The 21,207-nt window shown below is 44.5% G+C and carries 18 protein-coding genes; 4 read left to right on the top strand and 14 right to left on the bottom strand.

What is annotated here, in order from left to right:
- Nucleotides 1-150: 150 nt before the first annotated feature.
- The 4 genes from R8N49_RS08190 to R8N49_RS08175 all read right to left on the bottom strand — a co-directional run bounded on the left by R8N49_RS08190 (nt 151) and on the right by R8N49_RS08175 (nt 3,283).
- Entirely contained in the window at nt 151-639 is a 489-nt protein-coding gene (locus R8N49_RS08190) for a DUF2489 domain-containing protein (protein ID WP_005379254.1), read from the bottom strand.
- 7 nt (nt 640-646) lie between these two features.
- The gene (gene yihI / locus R8N49_RS08185) at nt 647-1,189 is read right to left on the bottom strand and encodes a Der GTPase-activating protein YihI (RefSeq protein ID WP_258489866.1); all 543 of its coding nucleotides are present in this window, start codon (nt 1,187-1,189) and stop codon (nt 647-649) included.
- Entirely contained in the window at nt 1,189-1,827 is a 639-nt protein-coding gene (locus tag R8N49_RS08180) for a class I SAM-dependent methyltransferase (protein WP_005379250.1), read from the bottom strand. Before R8N49_RS08180 ends, yihI begins: the two co-directional genes overlap by 1 nt.
- A gap of 838 nt (nt 1,828-2,665) precedes the next feature.
- Nucleotides 2,666-3,283, bottom strand: coding sequence for a c-type cytochrome (locus tag R8N49_RS08175; protein WP_005379248.1), 618 nt, complete (start codon nt 3,281-3,283; stop codon nt 2,666-2,668).
- A gap of 159 nt (nt 3,284-3,442) precedes the next feature.
- Between R8N49_RS08175 and yihA the strand changes: the two genes are divergently transcribed.
- Nucleotides 3,443-4,102, top strand: a complete 660-nt coding sequence (yihA, locus tag R8N49_RS08170; protein ID WP_017635019.1) for a ribosome biogenesis GTP-binding protein YihA/YsxC — start codon at nt 3,443-3,445, stop codon at nt 4,100-4,102.
- A gap of 747 nt (nt 4,103-4,849) precedes the next feature.
- On the opposite strand, the gene polA is transcribed toward yihA, so the two are convergent.
- From polA to hemB, 3 genes are all read right to left on the bottom strand, one after another.
- The gene (polA, locus tag R8N49_RS08165) at nt 4,850-7,636 is read right to left on the bottom strand and encodes a DNA polymerase I (protein ID WP_186584551.1); all 2,787 of its coding nucleotides are present in this window, start codon (nt 7,634-7,636) and stop codon (nt 4,850-4,852) included.
- Nucleotides 7,637-8,255: 619 nt separating this feature from the next.
- Entirely contained in the window at nt 8,256-8,690 is a 435-nt protein-coding gene (locus R8N49_RS08160; RefSeq protein WP_005379245.1) for a GNAT family N-acetyltransferase, read from the bottom strand.
- A gap of 127 nt (nt 8,691-8,817) precedes the next feature.
- Complete coding sequence (gene hemB, locus R8N49_RS08155; protein ID WP_031777176.1) at nt 8,818-9,879, bottom strand: porphobilinogen synthase; 1,062 nt, start codon at nt 9,877-9,879, stop codon at nt 8,818-8,820.
- A 184-nt stretch (nt 9,880-10,063) separates the two neighbouring features.
- Between hemB and R8N49_RS08150 the strand changes: the two genes are divergently transcribed.
- A complete protein-coding gene (locus R8N49_RS08150) occupies nt 10,064-10,825 on the top strand; it encodes a TatD family hydrolase (RefSeq protein WP_017821949.1) in 762 nt (253 codons plus the stop codon).
- Nucleotides 10,826-11,284: 459 nt separating this feature from the next.
- Here the strand turns inward: R8N49_RS08150 and tatC are convergent, their stop codons facing one another.
- The 7 genes from tatC to rmuC form a co-directional block, all read right to left on the bottom strand.
- Nucleotides 11,285-12,037, bottom strand: a complete 753-nt coding sequence (gene tatC / locus R8N49_RS08145; RefSeq protein ID WP_005379234.1) for a twin-arginine translocase subunit TatC — start codon at nt 12,035-12,037, stop codon at nt 11,285-11,287.
- Nucleotides 12,038-12,105: 68 nt separating this feature from the next.
- Entirely contained in the window at nt 12,106-12,504 is a 399-nt protein-coding gene (gene tatB, locus R8N49_RS08140) for a Sec-independent protein translocase protein TatB (RefSeq protein WP_033905892.1), read from the bottom strand.
- Between the two features lie 3 nt (nt 12,505-12,507).
- A complete protein-coding gene (gene tatA / locus R8N49_RS08135; RefSeq protein WP_005382958.1) occupies nt 12,508-12,753 on the bottom strand; it encodes a Sec-independent protein translocase subunit TatA in 246 nt (81 codons plus the stop codon).
- A gap of 52 nt (nt 12,754-12,805) precedes the next feature.
- On the bottom strand, nt 12,806-14,440 hold the full coding sequence (gene ubiB, locus R8N49_RS08130) for a ubiquinone biosynthesis regulatory protein kinase UbiB (protein WP_005379226.1): 1,635 nt from the start codon (nt 14,438-14,440) through the stop codon (nt 12,806-12,808).
- Entirely contained in the window at nt 14,437-15,072 is a 636-nt protein-coding gene (locus R8N49_RS08125) for an SCP2 domain-containing protein (protein WP_005379213.1), read from the bottom strand. Before R8N49_RS08125 ends, ubiB begins: the two co-directional genes overlap by 4 nt.
- An 11-nt stretch (nt 15,073-15,083) precedes the next feature.
- Nucleotides 15,084-15,863 carry a bifunctional demethylmenaquinone methyltransferase/2-methoxy-6-polyprenyl-1,4-benzoquinol methylase UbiE gene (gene ubiE / locus R8N49_RS08120; protein ID WP_005379210.1) on the bottom strand — a complete coding sequence of 260 codons (780 nt, stop codon included), beginning with the start codon at nt 15,861-15,863 and terminating at the stop codon, nt 15,084-15,086.
- 77 nt (nt 15,864-15,940) lie between these two features.
- Nucleotides 15,941-17,473: a DNA recombination protein RmuC gene (rmuC, locus tag R8N49_RS08115; protein WP_005379209.1), complete on the bottom strand. Its 1,533-nt coding sequence runs from the start codon at nt 17,471-17,473 to the stop codon at nt 15,941-15,943.
- 168 nt (nt 17,474-17,641) lie between these two features.
- Between rmuC and R8N49_RS08110 the strand changes: the two genes are divergently transcribed.
- Entirely contained in the window at nt 17,642-18,547 is a 906-nt protein-coding gene (locus R8N49_RS08110) for a DMT family transporter (RefSeq protein WP_053349759.1), read from the top strand.
- 194 nt (nt 18,548-18,741) lie between these two features.
- The gene (locus tag R8N49_RS08105) at nt 18,742-21,189 is read left to right on the top strand and encodes an EAL domain-containing protein (RefSeq protein ID WP_054579546.1); all 2,448 of its coding nucleotides are present in this window, start codon (nt 18,742-18,744) and stop codon (nt 21,187-21,189) included.
- The last annotated feature ends 18 nt before the right edge of the window (nt 21,190-21,207 follow it).

Here is a 21,207-nt window from a genome sequence, read left to right as displayed (position 1 = left end):
AGCCGTCACCCGATATTCAGAGCCGCTATTTTGCCATACGACGATGACAAGCGTGGCAACGCCGACTGGCTTTTTAAGTATAAAACTAAAGAAGTGCTAGCGTGATCACGATACCCCCATTAGTCATAAGGAGACTATTGGGGGTCGCGCTTAAATCATCTGAATATTGATTTGATTATTCAGTGGCTGGACGTTTTTCTGCAACACTTTGAGCTCCTCAATAATCGCATCAGTGAGGCGGCTTTCCGCTTTATGACGCGTCAAGTTCTGTTGCATACGCTCTTTCTTGGCAAGTTGTTGGCGTTCTTCGCCACGCGCCATATCTTTCACGATGTGGTAAAGCTCAGAAATCGCAGGGTACGTTTTATCGAAATCAACGCGGTCTTCACCTTGTACATAATCCATGATGTTATACACACGGATACTGATTTCAGATAAATCGCACTGGCCTTGAATGCCCGCCTGACACAAGGTATGCACATTCTCAAAAATGTTGGCGTTACGTTTGTCTATCGCCAATTTTTGATGCTTCAGCTGCAATTCCTTTTGCTTTTTCAATTGAAGCAGAAGGTAACCTGCATAAGAAGCGAGTGCGATGATAATCACAACACCAGCAATAGCTAATAAGGTTACATTCATAGCTTAATTATCCTTTATAGTCGTCGAAATTAATGTCGTCGAAATCTGCCAGCAAGTCATCATCGTTGCGCGGGCTTTTCTCAGCAGGTGCAGTGAAGTCTTCCTCTTCTTCAGGTTCCAACAAACCTAGTTGGTCCATTAGTTTCTCAATGCGATCGAGTTTCTCATCGACGAATTTCTGTAGACCTGTGCCCAGGTTTTCACCCGCTTCAATACGGTCTAGCAACACGTTCAATTGCGCGTCATTTTCTAGCATCTCTAGTTCTTGCTCTGCCGACAAACGACGCTCTTGCTTCGTCATTTTCTTCGCAGGTTCAACAATCAGAGGTATTTTCTTTTTGCTGCCTAAGCGCGGGTCGCGATTTTGTGCAGCAGCTTGCTTTTTCTGCTCGTTAACTTCTGAGTTACGGTTACCCGTTTTCAGACCTTTACGCTTTTTAGCACGCTTGCGTAAGCGGCCTTCCACATCAGATTCTGTACGGTTACGAGTTACAACAAACTCAGGTGCACCAGCGGCACCCGGTTTTCTAGATTTTTTACTACGGCTCATTACTGGGGTTTCCTCAGTAAAATTACATCATTACCAATAAATTCGAGTTCGAGCTTATCCCGCTCAGCTAGGAACTGGAACGTGTCACGACTAAAGAACACTACGTGAGTGAGATCGTTCTTATAATGCCATGATTTGAAAGCCTCCACGTCGATGACCATTTTCGTCATCAGGCCTATCCAGCCCCCTGGCTTAACTAAATTCAACCATTGCTTCCACACCAAATCTGGGTGGTAGAGGTGCTCTATCACCTCTGTTGCTGTCATGAAGTCGTACGTTTTTTCTAAAACCGACGTATCAGGGTGGTAGTAGAGATCGTACAACGCCATGTTGTGCCCCGCCTCTTCCAGCATCAAGGAGAGCGTTGGGCCAGGACCACAACCAAAGTCGATACCATTTGATTGTGGAGAAATTCGCTCTGTGATCGGGTCAGCAATACGCGACAAAAAGCGTCGGTAACCCAAATCATCGGGGTTGTTCTCATGCAAATCATAGTGAGCTTTTTCGCTTTCCGCATCCAAACGTTGGTCTGGATTTACGAATACCAAGCTGCACTGCTCACATTGAAGATATTCACGACGCTTATCTTCAAAATAATGGTGAGTGCGCTGATTTTGGCATAAAGGACAGGTATGCATGCTGACTTCCTCAAACAGGGATGCGAAACATACCAGAAAGTGAACTCGGATTGGAGTGTTGTTGAGTATTTTTTCAGCAATTTTTATTAAAAAACTTTGTTTACAACCTATAAAGCTAAATAAGTGCAGTAATCTCAATTCAAGTTACGACTGAGCAAGTCAACGGATATAAAAAAAGCGACAGTCAGACTGTCGCTTTCTAAGTGCCATCAATTGGCGAAACTGTGTTGCACACATTTGGTGCACCAATGATCCCTTTGTTTTTAGAGCTTTCCCTGCCAAAAAGAGTTGTTTTTCATCTTCCTGATGAGTTTTGGCTATCCGTTTACTTCCTGTCTACTGAGCAACTTCCTGTGCCTGATCCGTTTCACTGTCTTAACCGTCAGACGAGATGACCATCCTTATCTGATAGGCTCCCTACCTATCTAAATCCCTTTCTAAATCACCAAGCATCCGAGCTACATCCTTGGAGACCTAAACCGTGGTCTTAAATCCTTACATTCACTCCCTGTGAACGACTTCTACTTTACGCCATCCCGTTATGCTCACAAGTAATGGGTTGAAAAAATAATCCGCCTATTTTTCTAAAAAATCAAAATTATCATTTAATCAAAAGCTTAAAAACACTAACAAGAAAAAGCCAACATCAAGTATGGCAAATGTCTCACAAACTGCCGAGCCAACTATCGCTTTCGCATCCAAACTCGACTGTGATATCTGTCACGAACAAAAATGCCCTAGTGGATTCACTAGGGCATTTTTGTACAAGTTGCTCGAACGATGTAGGGACATCTACCCAACCAGCTCAAGATGCAGGATCTTGAGCGATTTAGGTATATTAGTGCAGACCGCCAACGTATTTAGACAGCACTTCGATATCTTCGTCTGTCATTTTCTTCGCGATGTCGCGCATCATGGCATTCATATCATTGCCACGGTCGCCATCACGGAATTTTTCTAGCTGAGCTTTGATGTAGTCAGCATGCTGACCAGAAATTTTCGGGAAACCTGAAAGCTCAGTACCATTGCCACGAGGACCATGACATGCAATACATGCGGTTAGGCCACGCTCGGCATCACCAGCGGTATAAAGCGTTTTGCCTTTTGCTACTACATCTTCAGGTGTTGAGTTTTCTGAAACTGGTAGCGAAGCGTAGTAAGCAGATAGGTCTGCGATATCTTCATCGCTCAGTGGCATTGCCATACCACTCATTACAGGATCGTAACGACCTTGTTTACCACCACTTGTCATGCCTAGCTTAAGTTCTTTTAACTGCTTCTCAAGATACTTAGCGTGTTGGCCTGCGAGTTTCGGGTACGTTGTTATTGCACTGTTGCCATCTGCTCCGTGACAGGCGACACAGGTTTGTGATTTTGCTTTACCAGCCTCAATATTACCTTGGGCCCATACTGAGCAACTGGCTAAAAGACTCAAAATTAGCGCTAATTTCTTCATGACATTCCATTATAATTATCAAGCTTCCAGTACCACGGAATGTGAACATACCGCGTACACTCATGGTACAATAGGCGACCTTATGCCGAGCACGGTTATTTTACACATTTTCACAAAAAAGTAATCAATCGACTACACAAAGTCGAGATGGAGTTAACAGTGAGCGTAAAAATTCATTACCAAAATACGCATTTCATCACCAGCGCACCCGATATTCGTCACCTGCCGGAAGACGAAGGTGTCGAAATTGCGTTTGCAGGACGCTCAAACGCTGGTAAATCGAGTGCACTTAACCGTCTAACTAATCAAAAAAGCTTAGCCAAGACATCAAAGACACCTGGTCGTACGCAATTAATCAACCTTTTCAAAGTAGAAGAAGGTTGTCACATTGTCGATCTACCTGGATACGGTTTTGCTCAAGTACCGGTAGAGATGAAAAACAAATGGCAGAAATCTTTGGGTGAATACCTACAGAAACGCGAGTGCCTAAAAGGCTTAGTGGTTCTAATGGACATTCGTCATCCAATGAAAGATCTCGACCAACAAATGATTTTCTGGGCCATCGATAGCCACATTCCTGTGCAAGTTTTGCTAACCAAAGCAGATAAACTAAAAAGTGGTGCACGCAAACAAACTCTACTGAAAGTTCGTAAGCAAGTAGAAACTTTCGGTGGTGACGTTTCTGTTGATGTGTTCTCTTCACTGAAAGGATTAGGTGTCGATCAGCTACGTGCAAAACTGGATACCTGGTTTGCACCAGCACTAGCACACCTGATAGAAGAAGACGAACAAGAGATACCAGCGAGCGATGAAGAATAATTAACAATATTTGTTAAATTTCTTCGACACGGCCCTGCCATTTGGTGGGGCTTTTGTTTATCTGAACTAAATAACAGGCAATAAAAATCCCCGCCTTCCTGGCAGGGATAACGGGAGAGAAAAATTGGTAATTATTGTTATGTGACGAAGCATTGCTGAACTGAGATTCGATTTCAATAGGTTAAAAAGCGCTCTTGTTTCCTGTGTATCACCAAACATTCACTCCAAAAACACCCAATAGTGTTACAATTCAGACAGTTAAGCCAAGCAAATCTTCAAAAAGATGTAACTTAGTTTCTTTCAAGAAAAAATAATAGTGTGACTGGCGTAAATTTACAGGATGAATAACGCGATAAATTTGAAGGAAAAATCGAGATTTTGCAGTGATTTAGAAAGGTCAAAAAAGAAGGTTTCTGAAGGCTTACTTTAAGCTACTGATCCAAAAGAATAATTTTCTTTCGTCCAATAAAAAACGCCCCAGTCAAAAACTGACTGGGGCGGCTGAATCAGCCTAATCCAATAACGTGAAACAAAAGGTCTGAAAGATAGAACATCTTACCTCTGTACCCTACGAGTATTAATGTACAACAATTGGTCAGAATTGCAAAGAATTTTTGTAGTTTTTTTTCATGAAATTTTTATTAAGCAACATCAAAGTTAACTTTGCGCTAGCTTTTTTAATCTCAAAAAAAAGCCAGCGTTTGTGCGCTGGCTCATAATTAATTGGTTATTTTGGTCTAAAAGTGACTAATGAGCTTGATCCCAGTTCTCACCGTGACCTGCTTCTGCAACCAACGGTACTTTTAGCTCTGCTGCAGATTCCATCAATTTCTGTACTTTACTTTCAATTTCGGACAATGATGACTCTTCAACTTCAAAGACCAATTCATCGTGTACTTGCATTAATAACTTCACACGACCATTGCCTTCTTCCTGAATCCACTGATCAACCCACAGCATCGCTTTCTTAATGATGTCCGCAGCCGTACCTTGCATTGGTGCGTTGATTGCCGCACGTTCAGCAGCTTTACGACGCATCCCGTTGCGCGATTTGATTTCTGGTAAATGCAAACGTCGACCAAAAATCGTTTCAACATACCCTTTATCTGCTGCCGTGCTGCGTGTGTCTTCCATGTACTGCATCACGCCTGGGTAACGTTCAAAGTATGTATCCATGTACGCTTGAGCCTCACCACGAGGAATGCCTAATTGCTTCGCCAAACCAAACGCACTCATGCCGTAAATAAGACCGAAATTAACCGCTTTCGCACGACGACGTTGCTCACTTGAAACGTCTTCAATAGAAACACCCATGATTTCTGCTGCGGTTGCCGCGTGGATATCTTTGCCATCACGGAATGCATCCAATAACGCTTGGTCACCAGAAAGGTGCGCCATGATGCGAAGTTCGATTTGCGAGTAGTCGACCGCTAAGATTTTATGCCCTGATGGCGCGACAAACGCTTGACGAATACGACGGCCAGCTTCGTTACGAATTGGAATGTTCTGTAAGTTCGGATCAGTAGAAGATAGACGACCCGTTGCAGTCACTGCTTGGTGGTAAGAAGTATGCACGCGCCCCGTTGATGGGTTGATCATCTTCGGCAGTTTGTCGGTGTAAGTTGATTTTAGCTTCGCCAAACCACGGTATTCCAAAATCAGTTTTGGTAGTGGGTAGTCTAGCGCGAGTTCTTGCAGAACTTCTTCATTCGTCGATGGTGTGCCTGATGGCGTTTTCTTCACAACCGGTAAACCCATTTTTTCAAATAGGATGGCTTGTAATTGCTTTGGCGAGTTCATGTTAAACTCTTGCTCTGCAATTTCGTACGCTTTCTTTTCAAGCTCATCAAGGCGAGCGGTAATCTCGACCGACTGCGCACTCAGCTTCATTTCATCGATAAAGACCCCAGTGCGTTCAATGCGCGAAAGAATTGGCACCAACGGCATTTCAATCTCTTCGTAAACTGTCTTCAGGCTTTCATCCTGCTCGATATTAGCAAACAAGCGATTGTGCAGACGAAGGGTCACATCCGCATCTTCTGCCGCGTATGGCGATGCTTGTTCCAGTTCGATTTGGTTAAACGTAAGCTGATTTTTGCCTTTACCTGCAATTTGCTCAAAAGAAATGCAGCTGTGCTGTAGGAAGCGAAGCGCCAAGCTGTCCATATCGTGTTTACCGCCGACACTGTTGTAGATATACGATTCCAACATCGTGTCGTGCTTGATACCTTTTAGCTCAATGTCGTAACGAGCGAGTACAGACGCATCATACTTTAAGTTTTGACCGACTTTTGCTTTCGCTGCATCTTCAAGAATTGGCTTCAGCTGTTCTAGTACCCAATCACGATCAAGCTGTTCAGGCGCATCTAAATAGTCATGTGCAACTGGCACATAAGCCGCAATACCTTCATCGACAGCGAATGACAAACCAACTAGATTCGCTAGCATGTAATCTAGGTTATCGGTCTCCGTATCAAATGCAAACAGCTCAGCCGTTTGAAGTTTATCTAGCCAAGCATTGAAGGTTTCTTTATCCAGAATTGTTTCATATTGGCTGCGATCGATTGTTACCGCAGAAGTTTCCATCTCGGCTTGAGAAGAAGAAGCTTGTGAAGATCCTGCAAGCTCTACGGCCTCCACAGATCCAGAACCGCCTTCAAGTAGTTCATTCAACCAAGATTTAAACGTCAGTTGGCCATACAGCTTCACTAATTCGTCTTTATTTGGTTCCGCTTTCAGCAATGATTCTGGCGTTTCCTCAAGCTCAACATCCAATTTGATGGTCGCGAGCTCATACGAAAGCATGGCATTTTCTTTGTTGTCGATGAGCTTTTTCGCCATGGTTTTAGAACCACGGAAACCAAGCCCTGCAATATCATCGAGGTTTTCATACAACTTCGTCAGACCACCAATACCTTGCAGTAGTGCGGTCGCTGTTTTATCACCGACACCCGGTACACCAGGAATGTTATCTACTTTATCGCCCATCAGTGCTAAGTAGTCGATGATCAACTCAGGTGGAATGCCAAACTTTTCAACCACACCTTCACGATCCATTACGACGTTCGTCATGGTGTTGATCAAGGTAATGTTATCATCCACTAGCTGCGCCATGTCTTTATCACCAGTACTGATCAATACAGGCATGCCCTTTTGTGATGCTTGGTATGCTAACGTACCGATGACGTCATCCGCCTCGACGCCAGGAACACAGATCAGCGGCAAACCCATTGCACGAATAACATTGTGTAATGGTTCAATTTGACAACGCAGGTCATCCGGCATTGGCGGACGATTCGCTTTGTATTCTGCATACATATCATCACGAAAGGTTTTTCCCTTTGCATCGAAAACCACCGCGATGCGCTCAGACGCAAACTGACGCATCATGCTGCGTAACATGTTCACGACGCCGTAAACGGCATTAGTTGGAATTTCACCATTGCTCATGGTGCCCGGGTAGGCGTGAAAAGCGCGATATAGGTAAGAAGAGCCGTCGATAAGGATCAACGGATTTTCAGGAATACTTGCCATAATTGTCTGTATCCAATTCAGTACTTGAGAGATCTGCCTAGGATGCCATGACTGCTGATCTGAATCTATCTTGTTCGCTCGATCTAGGTCGCGTAAATTTTTCCGACTTTATTCACGAAAACACCACCCCCTGTGGATAACTCTGTTTATAGAAATTATCCACTGGTTATCCAATAACAAAAAACACAAGAAAACACCAACCCAAACCATTGATTAATAACAATAAATTCGCATAACGGCGAGAAGATCAACGATCCTAAAATGATCATCGCATGTGGAAAAGATATTAATAGTGACGTCAAATAGAAATCGTAGAAAAGAAAAAAGCGACCCGAATGGGGTCGCCTAGCAGAAGTGGTAAAGCAAATTCTGTAAATAGAGCAGCTTAACCAAGAAGCTATAAATTACACTGGAAGCAATGTGAGCAATGTCGTGTCAAAAAGAATTCGTGCAAGTTCTCGGAAAAATGTTTCATCACTTCTCAACTTTCAGTTAATTAACTTCTGTTAATAAGTCACTCAACGTCCTTGTGAACTTTCCTCATTCCCTAAGACAGGTCTAATAATAATGATTCTCATTTCGTAGTCAACAGTTAAATGAGAAAAAATCTCATTTATTTTCACATTGCTTTAATGAAATGCACTCGAGATTCTCGAAGATTTACTTTTTCTTCAAACTTTTCAATTATATAGCCATTTCTCAATAACAAGCGAAGCATAGCCGGAAACTGGTTTCGAGATTTCACTTTTAATGTGTTGTAGCCTTGTTCTGCCACCCAATCCTCTTGAGCTTCCAAAAGCAGTTGTGCCACGCCTTCATTTCGAGCTTCAGGGACAACACCACCTAACCAGCTATAGAAAACACCATCCTCTAATTCGTAACCTATTTTGAAGCCGACAATCGTGCCATTTTTTTCTGCAACGAGGATTAAACTGTTTTTCTCTTCTAAACGTTGAGTCATGGAGTCTACCGTTTCTCCTTTCGAAAACTCGGTAACACGCGCCACAACTTGAAGTGCTTCTTCCAATGTGCCTTCACGAATCAGCATTGTCATTGTTCTCTTCTCCAAAATAAAAATACCCAAGCACCTTGGATTGTTACTGTTGTAATCCGCCTGAGGTTACTTGGGTATATACAGACGAACAACTCTTGTTGGTCTGGTATTTCTCACTGAGCGATAATTACTCTTCTGTCGCTTCCGGAGTACGATTTAGGTGTTGAGCAGTTTGTGCATTCTCTTCTGCCAACCACTCAGCAACGTCTTTCGCAAAGTACGTTAAGATGCCATCTGCACCTGCACGTTTGAAGCACAATAGTGATTCCATCACAATTTCACGCTCTTTGAGCCAGCCATTCATGATCGCCGCTTTATGCATCGCGTACTCACCAGACACCTGATAAGCAAACGTCGGTACCTGAAGTTCGGTTTTAACTCGGCGAACTACATCTAAGTATGGCATACCAGGTTTAACCATCACCATGTCCGCACCTTCATTGATGTCTAGCGCCACTTCATGGATCGCTTCGTCAATGTTTGCAGGGTCCATTTGGTAGTTTTTCTTGTTGCCGCCTTTTAGATTTGAAGAAGAGCCAACCGCATCACGGAATGGTCCGTAGTAGTTCGATGCGTACTTAGCCGAGTAAGCCATGATTTGAGTATGAATGTAGCCCGCGTTTTCTAATGCTTCGCGGATCTTACCAATTCGGCCATCCATCATGTCTGAAGGCGCGACTACGTCAGCACCCGCTTCTGCATGAGACAAAGCCTGCTTAACCAATACTTCTGTGGTTTCATCATTCATTACGTAGCCATCTTCATCGATGATGCCGTCTTGGCCATGTGTCGTGAATGGGTCGAGTGCCACGTCTGTGATTACACCAATTTGAGGAATGTGTTCTTTAAGCGCTCGTACTGCTCGCTGAACCAAACCTTCTGGGTTGTAGGCTTCAGTAGCACATAAGCTTTTAGCGTCTTGGTTTACGACAGGGAAAAGCGCGATTGCTGGAACGCCTAGATTTGCAAGGTATTGTGCTTCTTCTAGCATTAAATCAATCGACAAACGCTCTACACCCGGCATGGACTCCACGCTCTCACGACGATCTTTACCCATAAGAATGAACATTGGATAAATCAGATCATTAACAGAAAGTTGGTTCTCAGCCATCAAACGACGACTAAAATCGTGCTTACGTAAACGACGCATACGGCGTGCAGGGAATGGACCTTGAATTGATACAGACACCATTTTCTCCTTGTCTGGACGGTTATGATGATCAAATCATCTGGTGAACAAAATCATATCACTCTTGATGCATGTTGCGAGTGACAATCTGGAAAAAGGTAATGAAAAAAACTGAAAATGACCCAGCACTCACACTCAAGTATACTTCGAATACGAAACCAACTATGAAGCACAGAGAGTAACGATGATCGATACCCACGCGCACATCTATGCCAGCGAATTTGATAACGACCGCGATGAAGTAGTACAACGCGCCTTAACGCAAGGCATTAATAAAATCCTGTTGCCAAACATCGATCTGGACTCTATTGAGCCCATGCTACAAACCGAAGCGGCATATCCTGACGTGTGCCACTCAATGATGGGACTCCACCCTTGTTATGTGGACAGCAATGTTGAACAAACGTTGGAGATCATCCGCGGTTGGTTTGAGAAACACAAGTTTATTGCGGTGGGCGAAATCGGTATCGACCTGTATTGGGATAAAACCTATCGTGCTGAGCAAGAAATGGCGTTCGTAGCTCAACTTAACTGGGCAAAAGAGATGGACTTACCAGTCGTTATCCACACTCGTGATTCGATTGAAGAAACACTCACTTTGCTAAGACAAGAGCAAGATGGTCGTCTGCGTGGTGTATTCCACTGTTTTGGAGGCAGCTTAGAAGAAGCGCAAGCAATCAATGAGCTAGGCTTCCACTTAGGCTTGGGTGGCGTATCGACCTTTAAGAATGGCGGGATGGATAAAGTCATTCCACATTTGGATATGCAGTGGGTCATTTTAGAAACCGACTGTCCATATTTAGCGCCTGTGCCACACCGTGGTAAACGTAATGAACCAGCCTACACTTCTCTCGTTGCACAACGTGTTGCCGACTTGCGTGATGTCGACATCGCAACCATCGATGCCATAACGACTGAGAATGCCAAAAAGCTGTTTAATATTTAATTCACGAGAATTGAAAAAAGCGACGAAATCAACGTCGCTTTTTTATCACCTAAACTATTGAATGAACGATTCAACCCGTTGAAATAGTAGAACAATCCATACAAAATTATTGATAAACATAATAATTAACTAGCAACTCTACTTACTTCTCATATCGTCACTTTACTTCGTCCGCTTTGCAAAACTGTCGACAACTCGACACATTATTTTTCTATACTGATTTACGCCCATTAATTAGCACAAATGTAAAACAGCATGAATATGGAAGTTGAAGTGTGTACACATGGTGCTTACTTACAACGCGTACCGCGCAGTTTTTTTCAAAAGCTGCTGGGCATCAAGGAAGTATACGTATGCACAAAATGTGGTTACGTCATGAAAGTTAAGTAATTAGCCCAAGAAAAAACCAACCGCAAAAAAAGCGGCTCAATTGAGCCGCTTTTCACATCTAGATTAGCCTTATTCTTCGGTTTCCGCTTCTACTTCTTCGCTTCGACGAGTATAAAAACGCGCGAAGAACAAACCGACTTCAAACAGTAAACACATCGGAATAGCGAGTAAGGTTTGCGAGATCATGTCTGGTGGCGTTAACACCATACCTACGACAAACGCAGCCACTATAATATAAGGACGTTTCTGTCTTAAATCTTCTGGTGTAGTGGCCCCAGTCCAACACAACAAAATAATCGCAACAGGCACCTCAAATGCGATACCAAACGCCATAAATAGCGCCAGCACAAAGTCGAGATAACTCGAGATATCAGTTGCAAACTCTACTCCACCAAGAGAGATGGCGGTAAAGAAGCCAAACACCAATGGAAATACCACGAAGTAGGCAAATGCCACTCCACAGTAGAACAATAGCGAACTAGAGAACAGCAGTGGCATGATCAATCGACGTTCATGCTTGTACAAACCTGGCGCTACAAAGGCCCAAACTTGATACAAAATAAACGGCACCGCAATAAATACCGAAGCAATTAACGTCAGCTTAAGTGGCGTAAAAAAAGGTGACGCTACATCCGTAGCAATCATGGTCGCGCCTTCAGGTAGACGTTCTACTAAAGGTGCGGAAACAAACTCGTAAATGTGGTTAGAGAAATAAATTAGTCCGACAAACACGACCAACACTGCGAGGATTGAACGCAGTAGTCGGTTGCGAAGCTCCAACAAATGACTAATTAAAGGTTGTGTCTGCTCGACGGTAGACATGGCAAACCTCTTATTAAAAACCAGATCAAAAAGGAGCTACCAATCACTAGTAGCTCCTCCTAATGAGACTATTCGGCTTTCTTATCTGCCGCTGTAACCTTGCTCTCTTGCGCTTTCTCTACCTTTTCTGCTGCTGGCTCTGTTTTTACAGGCTCAGCCTCTGAATCGGTGTTCTTTGCGTAAGGACGATTTACAGATTGCGCTGCCTTCTTCAACTCTTCAACTGAAGATTTCAACTCAGGGGACAAATCATCCATCCCCATTTGTTCTGCTTTGCGCAAGTTTTCTTGCAGCTCTTGGACTTTCAGCTCGTGTGACAATTCGTCTTTGACGCTATTTGCCATACTCTTAGCGGCACCGATAAAGCGAGACACGCTGCGAATAGCATGAGGCAAACGCTCCGGCCCAAGAACGACCAGACCAACAACAGATATTAATACCAGTTCCCAAAAACCGATATCAAACACGTTTTACGCCTGCTCTTTGTCTTTTTTCGTTTCAGGAGCAGCTTCTTTTTTCTGCTGCTCTTCTAGACTTTTTGGTTCGAAGTCTGCGTCTTTGTCATTTTTCGCAGGTTCATCTTCGCTCATCGCTTTTTTGAAGCCCTTAACGGCACCACCCAGATCGCCACCGATACCGCGTAGTTTCTTTGTTCCGAATAGCAATACAACAATTACAGCAATGATTAGAAGTTGCCAAACACTGATACCACCCATTCTCTTTACCTCGGGTCTTTAAACAAACAAAAATATTTCAAGAGTTTAACGTCTATTGACGATAAGCTCGCCAACTAAGCAGCCAAAATGTGACACCTGCGATACCGCAGGCCAACGAAAGCTGCTCAAAAGCATCGTTCACCAATATTGCCGAGCATACGACTAAAGTCGCGCCAACGCCAAACAAAAACTTTCCTGTCGCCTGCTGGCGCTTGCTCTGGCGATACCCTTGATAAAGCTGATCCATACGTTGATTCATCGCTTTACCTTGTTTCAGGCTATCGTAAAGTAGCTCTGGCAGTTCAGGTAATTTCTCTGCCCAAAATGGTGCGCGGTCTTTAATCGCATTCACTAGAGCTTGCGGCCCAACTTGATTCATCATCCATTCCTCCAGGAATGGTTTTGCGGTCTCCCACAAATCGAGTTGAGGATATAGCTGCCTACCAAGCCCTTCCACGTACAATAGCGTTTTTTGCAACAGTACAAGCTGTGGCTGAACCTCCATATTGAATCGACGTGCCGTGTTGAACAAATTCAACAACACATGACCAAAGGAGATTTCGCACAATGGCTTAGCAAAAATAGGCTCACACACAATGCGAATCGCGAACTCAAACTCATCGACATTGGTATCCGCAGGCACCCACCCTGAATCCACATGTAACTCCGCCACTCGGCGGTAGTCACGATTGAAAAACGCCAGGAAGTTTTCCGCCAGATAACGCTTGTCTTCGCTATTAAGTGTACCAACGATTCCGCAATCTAGCCCTATCCACATTGGGTTCTCTGGATGTTCGGGTTTGACGAACACATTACCCGGATGCATATCGGCATGGAAAAAGCTGTCTCGGAACACCTGAGTGAAGAACACACTCACACCGCGTTCCGCGAGCAATTTCATATTGGTGCCATTTGCTTTCAAGCCTTCAATATCAGAGACTTGAATGCCATATATTCGCTCAGAAACCATGACAGTTTCATTACTGAAGTCGGGAAAAACTTCAGGAACATACAATTCTTCGCTGCCCTCAAAGTTGCGGCGCAACTGAATGGCATTCGCCGCCTCACGTCGCAAGTCGAGTTCATCAAGCAGGGTTTTCTCGTACTCACGCACGACTTCAACTGGTTTTAAACGACGTGCTTCAGGCATCGCTCCGGCGACTATACGCGCCATTCGGTGCATCAGTTTTAGATCTGAATCAATGACTGGGCGAATATCTGGGCGGATAACCTTTAATACCACTTCTTGGTTAGTGTCTTTTATGCGCGCAGTATGTACCTGAGCAATCGACGCAGACGCCAGTGGTTTGATATCAAACTCGGTAAACCATTTTTCTAACGGACCACCTAATGCTTGCTCCATCTGCTTTTTTGCCAACTCGCCATCAAAAGGAGCGACTTGGTCTTGAAGTAAAGCTAGGGGATCAGCGATATGCGGAGGAAATAAGTCACGGCGCGTCGACATCATCTGACCGAACTTAATCCAAACCGGCCCCAGCTCTTGCAGTGCTAAACGCAGACGTTCACCGAGTGGTTTTTCTGGGTGCTTGTTCTTAATCCAAAACAAGCTTTTGCGCAGTAAAAGCGGAGCTTTGGTCAGTTGGTGATCGGGAAGCAGCTCATCTAAGCCGTATTCCAGTTGTACTTTGGCGATGTGGTATAAGCGCTTTAGTTCTGCTGGCGTCATGGTTTCTCCAATGCAGGCTTATCTGCATCCAGCTTATTCAGCAAAGCCGTTAAACGAGCTTCAATGCGAGAAGCCTGGCTGCGAACCTCATCAACTTGGTCGCAGAAATAGGCCACTTCTAACGGAGCGGGAGCCAGTTTCCATTCTTCAGTCACTACTTGCGCAAGATGACGCTGGTGTTTTTCTGCTTGAGACGCAAGAAAGTTGCCGATGTTTTTTGAACCTTGCACAAAGGTATGTGCGGCGACATCGCCAGTCACGCGAGACAACCACTCTTCAACATCTGGTTTGCAATCCACCATCAACTGAGAGAATTTCTGCGCCAATTGAATATCGCCTTCGAGTTCAAGTTTATCTTGTTTAATAAGACGAGTGATGTTGGCCTGATCGCGCAGCTCTGGTAACACACTCAAGTTGAGCGATAGATAGCAGTTAGGCTGCCCTTCGTAATGACCAAGCACATCAATTTGCTGACTAAAAACGAATGTCAGTGTTTTATTGATCTCTTTCAGGTGAACTTGAATAACTTGACCTTTTAGACGCGCTAAACGACGGCCCAATGCTGGGTCGTCTTTGATCAGTGTATTCAGTGACGTTTCAATCACAGCGGTGATAAGTGGTTCAAATGGCATGCCGTTAACCCTTAGAATTTATAACCGCGATGCAAAGCCACAATACCACCAGTTAAGTTGTAGTATTTGGTGTTTTCAAAACCTGCGTCTTGCATCATGCCTTCCAGCGTTTCTTGGTCTGGATGCATACGGATTGACTCCGCTAGGTAGCGGTAACTCTCTGAGTCATTCGCAACTAGCTCACCGATTCTCGGCAACAAGTGGAATGAATATGCGTCGTATACTTTCGATAACGGCTCTAGCACTGGTTTTGAAAATTCCAACACCAATAGACGGCCGCCTGGCTTCAGTACGCGGAACATTGAACGAAGCGCTTTGTCTTTGTCTGTCACATTACGCAAACAAAAACTGATGGTGATAACATCAAAATAATCATCAGGGAACGGCAGTTCTTCTGCGTTGGCTTGAACGTAATGCACGTTACCCACAATACCGTTGTCACGCAGTTTATCGCGACCAACGTTAAGCATTGAGTTATTGATATCGGCAAGGATGACATGGCCTTCATCGCCAACAATGCGCGAGAATTTCGCCGTCAAATCCCCCGTACCACCACCTAGGTCAAGAATACGCTGGCCAGGGCGAGCGCCACTACAATCGATAGTGAAGCGCTTCCAAAGGCGGTGAATACCACCTGACATCAGGTCATTCATGATGTCGTATTTTGTTGCCACGGAGTGGAATACTTCGGCAACCTTAGTCACTTTTTCGTCTTTTGCCACTGTAGAGAAACCAAAGTGAGTGGTTTCATTCTCTAACGCTGTATTGGATTGCAAACTTGTGTCCGTCATTCTAATTCCTCTTAGGCAGCGCTTTCCTCTACGGGGCGTTTGTTGACAAATAAAATCGCCCACTGCACTGCGGGCGATTAGTTTACTTTATCCTCAGCCGGATGTCTTTCTACTAACGGGTCATTTTCTGAAAATGCATCACTCTGCGCTAACTGCGCGAGGTCGGAAGAAATCGGTCGTTTAATTTCAACTCCCAAGTGTTTAAAGCTTTCGGCTTGGCGAATCACATTTCCGCGCCCTGTGGCAAGCTTGTTCATCGCACCTTGATAGCTTTGATTCGCCTTATCCAGCGCACCACCGAGCCCCTCCATGTCGTCTACAAACAATCGTAATTTGTCGTAGAGTTTTGTCGCACGCTGCGCAATCATTTTGGCGTTTTCATTTTGGCGTTCATTGCGCCATAGATTATCAATGGTGCGCAATGCCACCAGCAACGTTGTTGGGCTCACCAAAATGATGTTTTGCTCCATCGCGTCTTTGATCAAACTTGGATCGGCTTGAATCGCGACTTGGAACGCCGGCTCAACCGGGATAAACATCAGAACATAGTCCAAACTCTGAATACCTTTGAGTTTGTGGTAGTCCTTCATGCTTAACCCTTTGATATGTGCACGTAGAGCGGCTAAATGCGCATTCAAAGCCTGATCGCGCTCAGCATCAGTTTCGGCGTTGAAGTAGCGCTCATAGGCAACCAGCGCCATTTTAGAATCCACAACCACTTGTTTGTTTTGTGGGAGATGAACAATGACATCAGGTTGGTAACGCTTGCCAGCTTCATTTTGTAAGTTCACCTGAGTCTGATATTCGTGCCCTTCACGCAAGCCAGATTCGGCAAGTACCCTAGCGAGCACCACTTCGCCCCAGTTACCTTGCTGTTTGTTGTCCCCTTTCAACGCTTGGGTCAAATTAACCGCTTCGCGCGTCATTTGCTCGTTCAAACGTTGCAGGTTTTTCAGCTCATGCACTAAGGTATGGCGCTCTTTAGCTTCTTGACTAAAGCTGTCATTAACGTGCTTTTTGAACCCTTCTAACTGTTCTCTAAGCGGTGACAACAAGCCTTCTAAACTCTGACGGTTTTGCAAATCGACCTTCGCGGTTTTTTCTTCAAACAGTTGATTGGCCAAGTGCTCAAATTGTTGTTTCAAGCGTGCTTCTGCTTGTTCTAAAATTTGCAGTTTTTCGGCATTAGCTTGGTTAATTTGCTCATGGCGAGCTTGCTGTTCACGCAGCTGCGTTTCTAGACGTGATTTGTGTTCACGCATTTGGCCAAGCTCATCAAAGTATTGCTGGCGCTCTTGCTTTACAGCCTCGAAGTAACGCAGTTTTTCCATTGCTGCCATCAGCTTTCCATGTGTTTGGCGTACTTCAAACGCGGCTTTATCGCGCTCATCATCTAATTCATCCAACTCTTGCTGAGCATCGGCAAGGCTTTGCTTGACCTGTTCAAGTTGCTGTTGATGAAGCTGTTTTTCTGAAACAAGTTGTTGCTCGAGAAGCTGAGTTTGGGTGATAAAACGCTGTTTCACCCACCAACCGGCAGCGACACCACTAAGCGTGGCAGCACAAAGAGAAGAGAGAATGAGAGATTGGTACTCAAGAATCCATTGCATAATAGCGAGTTAGCCTGTGTTTTGTATCTATAACAATGGTATTTAGACACTGGATAAATGTCCAGTTTGTTGGATGAAAAATCCTCGCATACACTAGGCCTTCCTATAATATTCTTTCTTCCGCTCAAATTATCCAAACCGAGCGGCACATCATCACGCAGAGGCATCATGAACGAGCGTCGCGCCCTAGGATTTGGGCTCTCAGCAGTATTACTTTGGTCTACCGTTGCAACCGCATTTAAACTCACGTTGGCAGAATTTACGCCTATTCAAATGCTATGCATTGCCAGCATCGTCTCTGCGATTGCGCTAACAGTAATCTGTGGTGTGCAAGGTAAATTGGGCCAGTTAAGTGCTACATTTTTCTCAAACCCTTGGTATTACCTACTGCTTGGGTTGATTAACCCTTTGGCGTATTACGTTATTCTGTTCAAAGCATATGACTTGCTGCCCGCATCTCAGGCTCAAGCGATCAACTACAGCTGGGCCATCACCTTAACGCTAATGGCCGCTGTTTTCTTAGGACAAAAGATCCGTGGTAAGGACTGGCTGGCTTGCGGTTTTAGTTATGTCGGCGTGATAGTGATTGCCACACAAGGCAATCTTTTAGGCATGGAATTTGAGAGCCCGTTGGGTGTTGGTCTTGCGCTGCTATCAACGCTGCTGTGGGCCGGTTACTGGATTTTAAATACCAAAAATAAGGCCGACCCTGTGGTTGGCGTTCTGCTCGGCTTTTTGGTCGCTATTCCATTCGCCATTGGTTTAAGTCTTTATGAAGGTGCTGGCTGGCAGATGATCTCAGCTAAAGGCTGGGCAGCGGTGACGTATGTCGGACTGTTTGAAATGGGGATCACTTTCGTTTTGTGGCTGAGCGCACTCAAATCAACGCAAAACACCGCGCGTATCAGTAATCTGATCTTTGCTTCTCCATTTATCTCACTCATGTTGTTAGCTACCATCATCGGCGAAGAAATTCACCCTTCAACCTTGATTGGCCTAGTATTGATCATCAGTGGCTTAGTCATTCAGCAAGTCTCATGGGGCAAGAAAACCAAAGCGGTAAACGCTTCTTAATCACCTATCAAAAGCCCTAAAAAACGATGCAATAAGTTGGATAAAAAAGAGATATAGATAACATTTTAATGATAGAAAGCACTTTACGCTGCTAGGATTTAGCTACGCGTTGGATACGATACTCACAAAGCCCAATAGCTTACGCTAGATTCTAATATAATTACCTTTGGGCGATTTAGGACTCGTTATTAATTATGTTTCGCTTCGCTATTCCTTCGCCTTTGATGGCAGACTGGCAACACGTTCTGCGACAATGCTGTAATGTAACTCAAGCTCAGGGACAGCTTTATACTCTGAGCGATACTCAGCAGTGGCTATCGACTGAGGTGTCCACCTCAACCCAAAATCATCGTGCTATCGTCGATGTGATAACGCAAGTTGTCGATCACTTTACGCCGACAGATTTTACAGTTAGCCATACCCCTTTTGAAGAGCAAACCTTGAGCATAGGACCGATTTGGCTACCTAATGGCGAATTGCTTGCCGTACTGACACTGACTCACCCTAATGATCAATCAACGGTTGTTTCGGCATGGCTAAGCGCAATGGCGGGGCGGATCAGCTTTGATATCAACTTGCACTGTCAGCAAGAACAAACGCGACATCAAAGCGCGGAAATAAAGCCAACACCAACACTACAAGAGTTTATCGACTGCCTTGAAGACCACGTATGGATAAAAGGCATGGATGGTCTTTATTCGATGACCAACCGAAGCGTAGAAAATGCGTGGCAAAAAACCAACAGTGAAATCATTGGAAAAGACGATTTTGCTCTGTTTAGCCATGAACGTGCGGAAAAATTCATTGATGCCGATAAATTGGTGGTAGCCACGGGCACGCAAAATATTGTTGAAGAATGCCGTCAAATTGATGAAAACAATAACCCCACTTGGCTAGAAACCATTAAGTCTCCTGTCCGTGATCATGCGGGAAACTTAATCGGCATTCTGGGGATGACACGTAACATCACCCGCCGAAAAATGGTAGAAACGCAGCTCTCCTTAGCGTCCCAAATTTTCAACAATTCGCAAGAAGGCATGGTCATTACAGACCGCAATGCCAACATCATTGATGTAAACACGGCTTTTACCCAAATTACAGGTTACCGCTCTGAAGAGGTGATAGGAAAAAACCCACGAATTCTGCGTTCAGGCCATCATGATCAAGGTTTCTATCAACAGTTGTGGCATCAACTCGAAAACAAAGGCCAATGGAAAGGCGAATTCATCAACAGAAAGAAAGATGGCAGCATTTATCCGCAATTAGCGACCATTAGCGCCGTAATGGACGATAAAAACCACCTTATTAACTACATTTGTGTGTTTGAAGATATCTCTGTGCGTAAGGCACACGAAGAAAAGCTGCAGCGCATGGCTTTTTACGATCCATTAACCAATCTACCTAATCGCACCCATTTACTCAGCTTACTCGAACAACACATCGAAACCGGACACAAAAGCCAGCAGACGTTTGCCACCCTATTCTTAGATATCGACCATTTCAAACACATCAACGATAGTATGGGCCACTTCTGTGGTGACCAATTGCTGTCTAAGTTAGCGATTCGTCTGCAAGATGTGCTTCACCTCAATGCGCATGTGGCTCGTATTGGCGGCGATGAATTTGTGATTATTTTGCCAGACATCCATAGTGATGTTGCCTTACTGGAAACCGTCGGCGATATTCTAAGCGTATTCCAGCAACCATTCGACTTGGCAAACCACGACTCACTTCGTGTCTCGACCAGTATTGGTATTGCCTTGTACCCAAGAGACGGTCAAGACAGTGAAACCTTACTGAAAAACGCAGACACTGCGATGTACTTAGCGAAGAAAAATGGACGCAACGGCTACGCGTTTTACTCACCGGATTTGACCGATAAATCCGTATCCCATGTACGCATTCAATCCGCTTTGCATCAAGCAATAGAAAAACAACAACTCCGGTTAGAATTCCAACCGCAATACAACTTGGAACAAAATACGATTGTCGGCGTGGAAGCTTTATTACGCTGGCAGCATCCAGAGTTTGGCCTTGTACCACCAGCAGACTTTATTCCAATTGCAGAAAAAACAGGGCTGATTCAAAGCATTGGTGAGTGGGTATTACAACAAGCTTGTTTGCAAGGTAATGCTTGGCTAGACCAGGGCATCGAGTTTGGCAAAATCGCCGTCAATGTTTCTGCGTTGCAGCTTCAGCAGTCAAATTTCATTCAGCGATTAAGTACTATCCTCGATAACACCGGATACCCTGCCCAACGGTTAGATTTGGAGATCACAGAGAGCTTTTTACTGATCGACCCTCAACAAGCCATTGCATCGTTAAATCAATTACGAGAGCTGGGTATTGAGATTTCTCTGGATGACTTTGGAACTGGCTATTCGTCTTTGTCTTACTTGAAAGGTTTGCCAATCAACAAACTGAAAATTGACCGCTCATTTGTCAGTGATGTCCCAAGTAATAGCGACAGCAACGCGATTGTGAATGCCATTATTGCCATGGGAAAAACGCTGTCGTTGAAAGTCGTCGCGGAAGGGATAGAAACTCGGGAACAAGCCGATTATTTATTCGAAAAAGGCTGTATTTATGGTCAGGGATATTTATTTAGTCAGCCAGTGAGCGCTGAAAAACTGTTTCGTTGAACCAGCTTGCTCCTCAAG

This window comes from Vibrio sp. 1978 (genome assembly GCF_033344345.1).
This window is presented reverse-complemented; position numbering and strand designations above follow the sequence as displayed.

Excerpts from the sequence above, each read along its gene's own strand:
- R8N49_RS08190 (WP_005379254.1), bottom strand. The coding sequence starts at position 639 with ATGAATGTAACCTTATTAGCTATTGCTGGTGTTGTGATTATCATCGCA.
- yihI (WP_258489866.1), bottom strand. The coding sequence starts at position 1,189 with ATGAGCCGTAGTAAAAAATCTAGAAAACCGGGTGCCGCTGGTGCACCT.
- R8N49_RS08180 (WP_005379250.1), bottom strand. The coding sequence starts at position 1,827 with ATGCATACCTGTCCTTTATGCCAAAATCAGCGCACTCACCATTATTTT.
- R8N49_RS08175 (WP_005379248.1), bottom strand. The coding sequence starts at position 3,283 with ATGAAGAAATTAGCGCTAATTTTGAGTCTTTTAGCCAGTTGCTCAGTA.
- polA (WP_186584551.1), bottom strand. The coding sequence starts at position 7,636 with ATGGCAAGTATTCCTGAAAATCCGTTGATCCTTATCGACGGCTCTTCT.
- R8N49_RS08160 (WP_005379245.1), bottom strand. The coding sequence starts at position 8,690 with ATGACAATGCTGATTCGTGAAGGCACATTGGAAGAAGCACTTCAAGTT.
- R8N49_RS08150 (WP_017821949.1), top strand. The coding sequence starts at position 10,064 with ATGATCGATACCCACGCGCACATCTATGCCAGCGAATTTGATAACGAC.
- tatC (WP_005379234.1), bottom strand. The coding sequence starts at position 12,037 with ATGTCTACCGTCGAGCAGACACAACCTTTAATTAGTCATTTGTTGGAG.
- tatA (WP_005382958.1), bottom strand. The coding sequence starts at position 12,753 with ATGGGTGGTATCAGTGTTTGGCAACTTCTAATCATTGCTGTAATTGTT.
- ubiB (WP_005379226.1), bottom strand. The coding sequence starts at position 14,440 with ATGACGCCAGCAGAACTAAAGCGCTTATACCACATCGCCAAAGTACAA.
- R8N49_RS08125 (WP_005379213.1), bottom strand. The coding sequence starts at position 15,072 with ATGCCATTTGAACCACTTATCACCGCTGTGATTGAAACGTCACTGAAT.
- ubiE (WP_005379210.1), bottom strand. The coding sequence starts at position 15,863 with ATGACGGACACAAGTTTGCAATCCAATACAGCGTTAGAGAATGAAACC.
- rmuC (WP_005379209.1), bottom strand. The coding sequence starts at position 17,473 with ATGCAATGGATTCTTGAGTACCAATCTCTCATTCTCTCTTCTCTTTGT.
- R8N49_RS08110 (WP_053349759.1), top strand. The coding sequence starts at position 17,642 with ATGAACGAGCGTCGCGCCCTAGGATTTGGGCTCTCAGCAGTATTACTT.
- R8N49_RS08105 (WP_054579546.1), top strand. The coding sequence starts at position 18,742 with ATGTTTCGCTTCGCTATTCCTTCGCCTTTGATGGCAGACTGGCAACAC.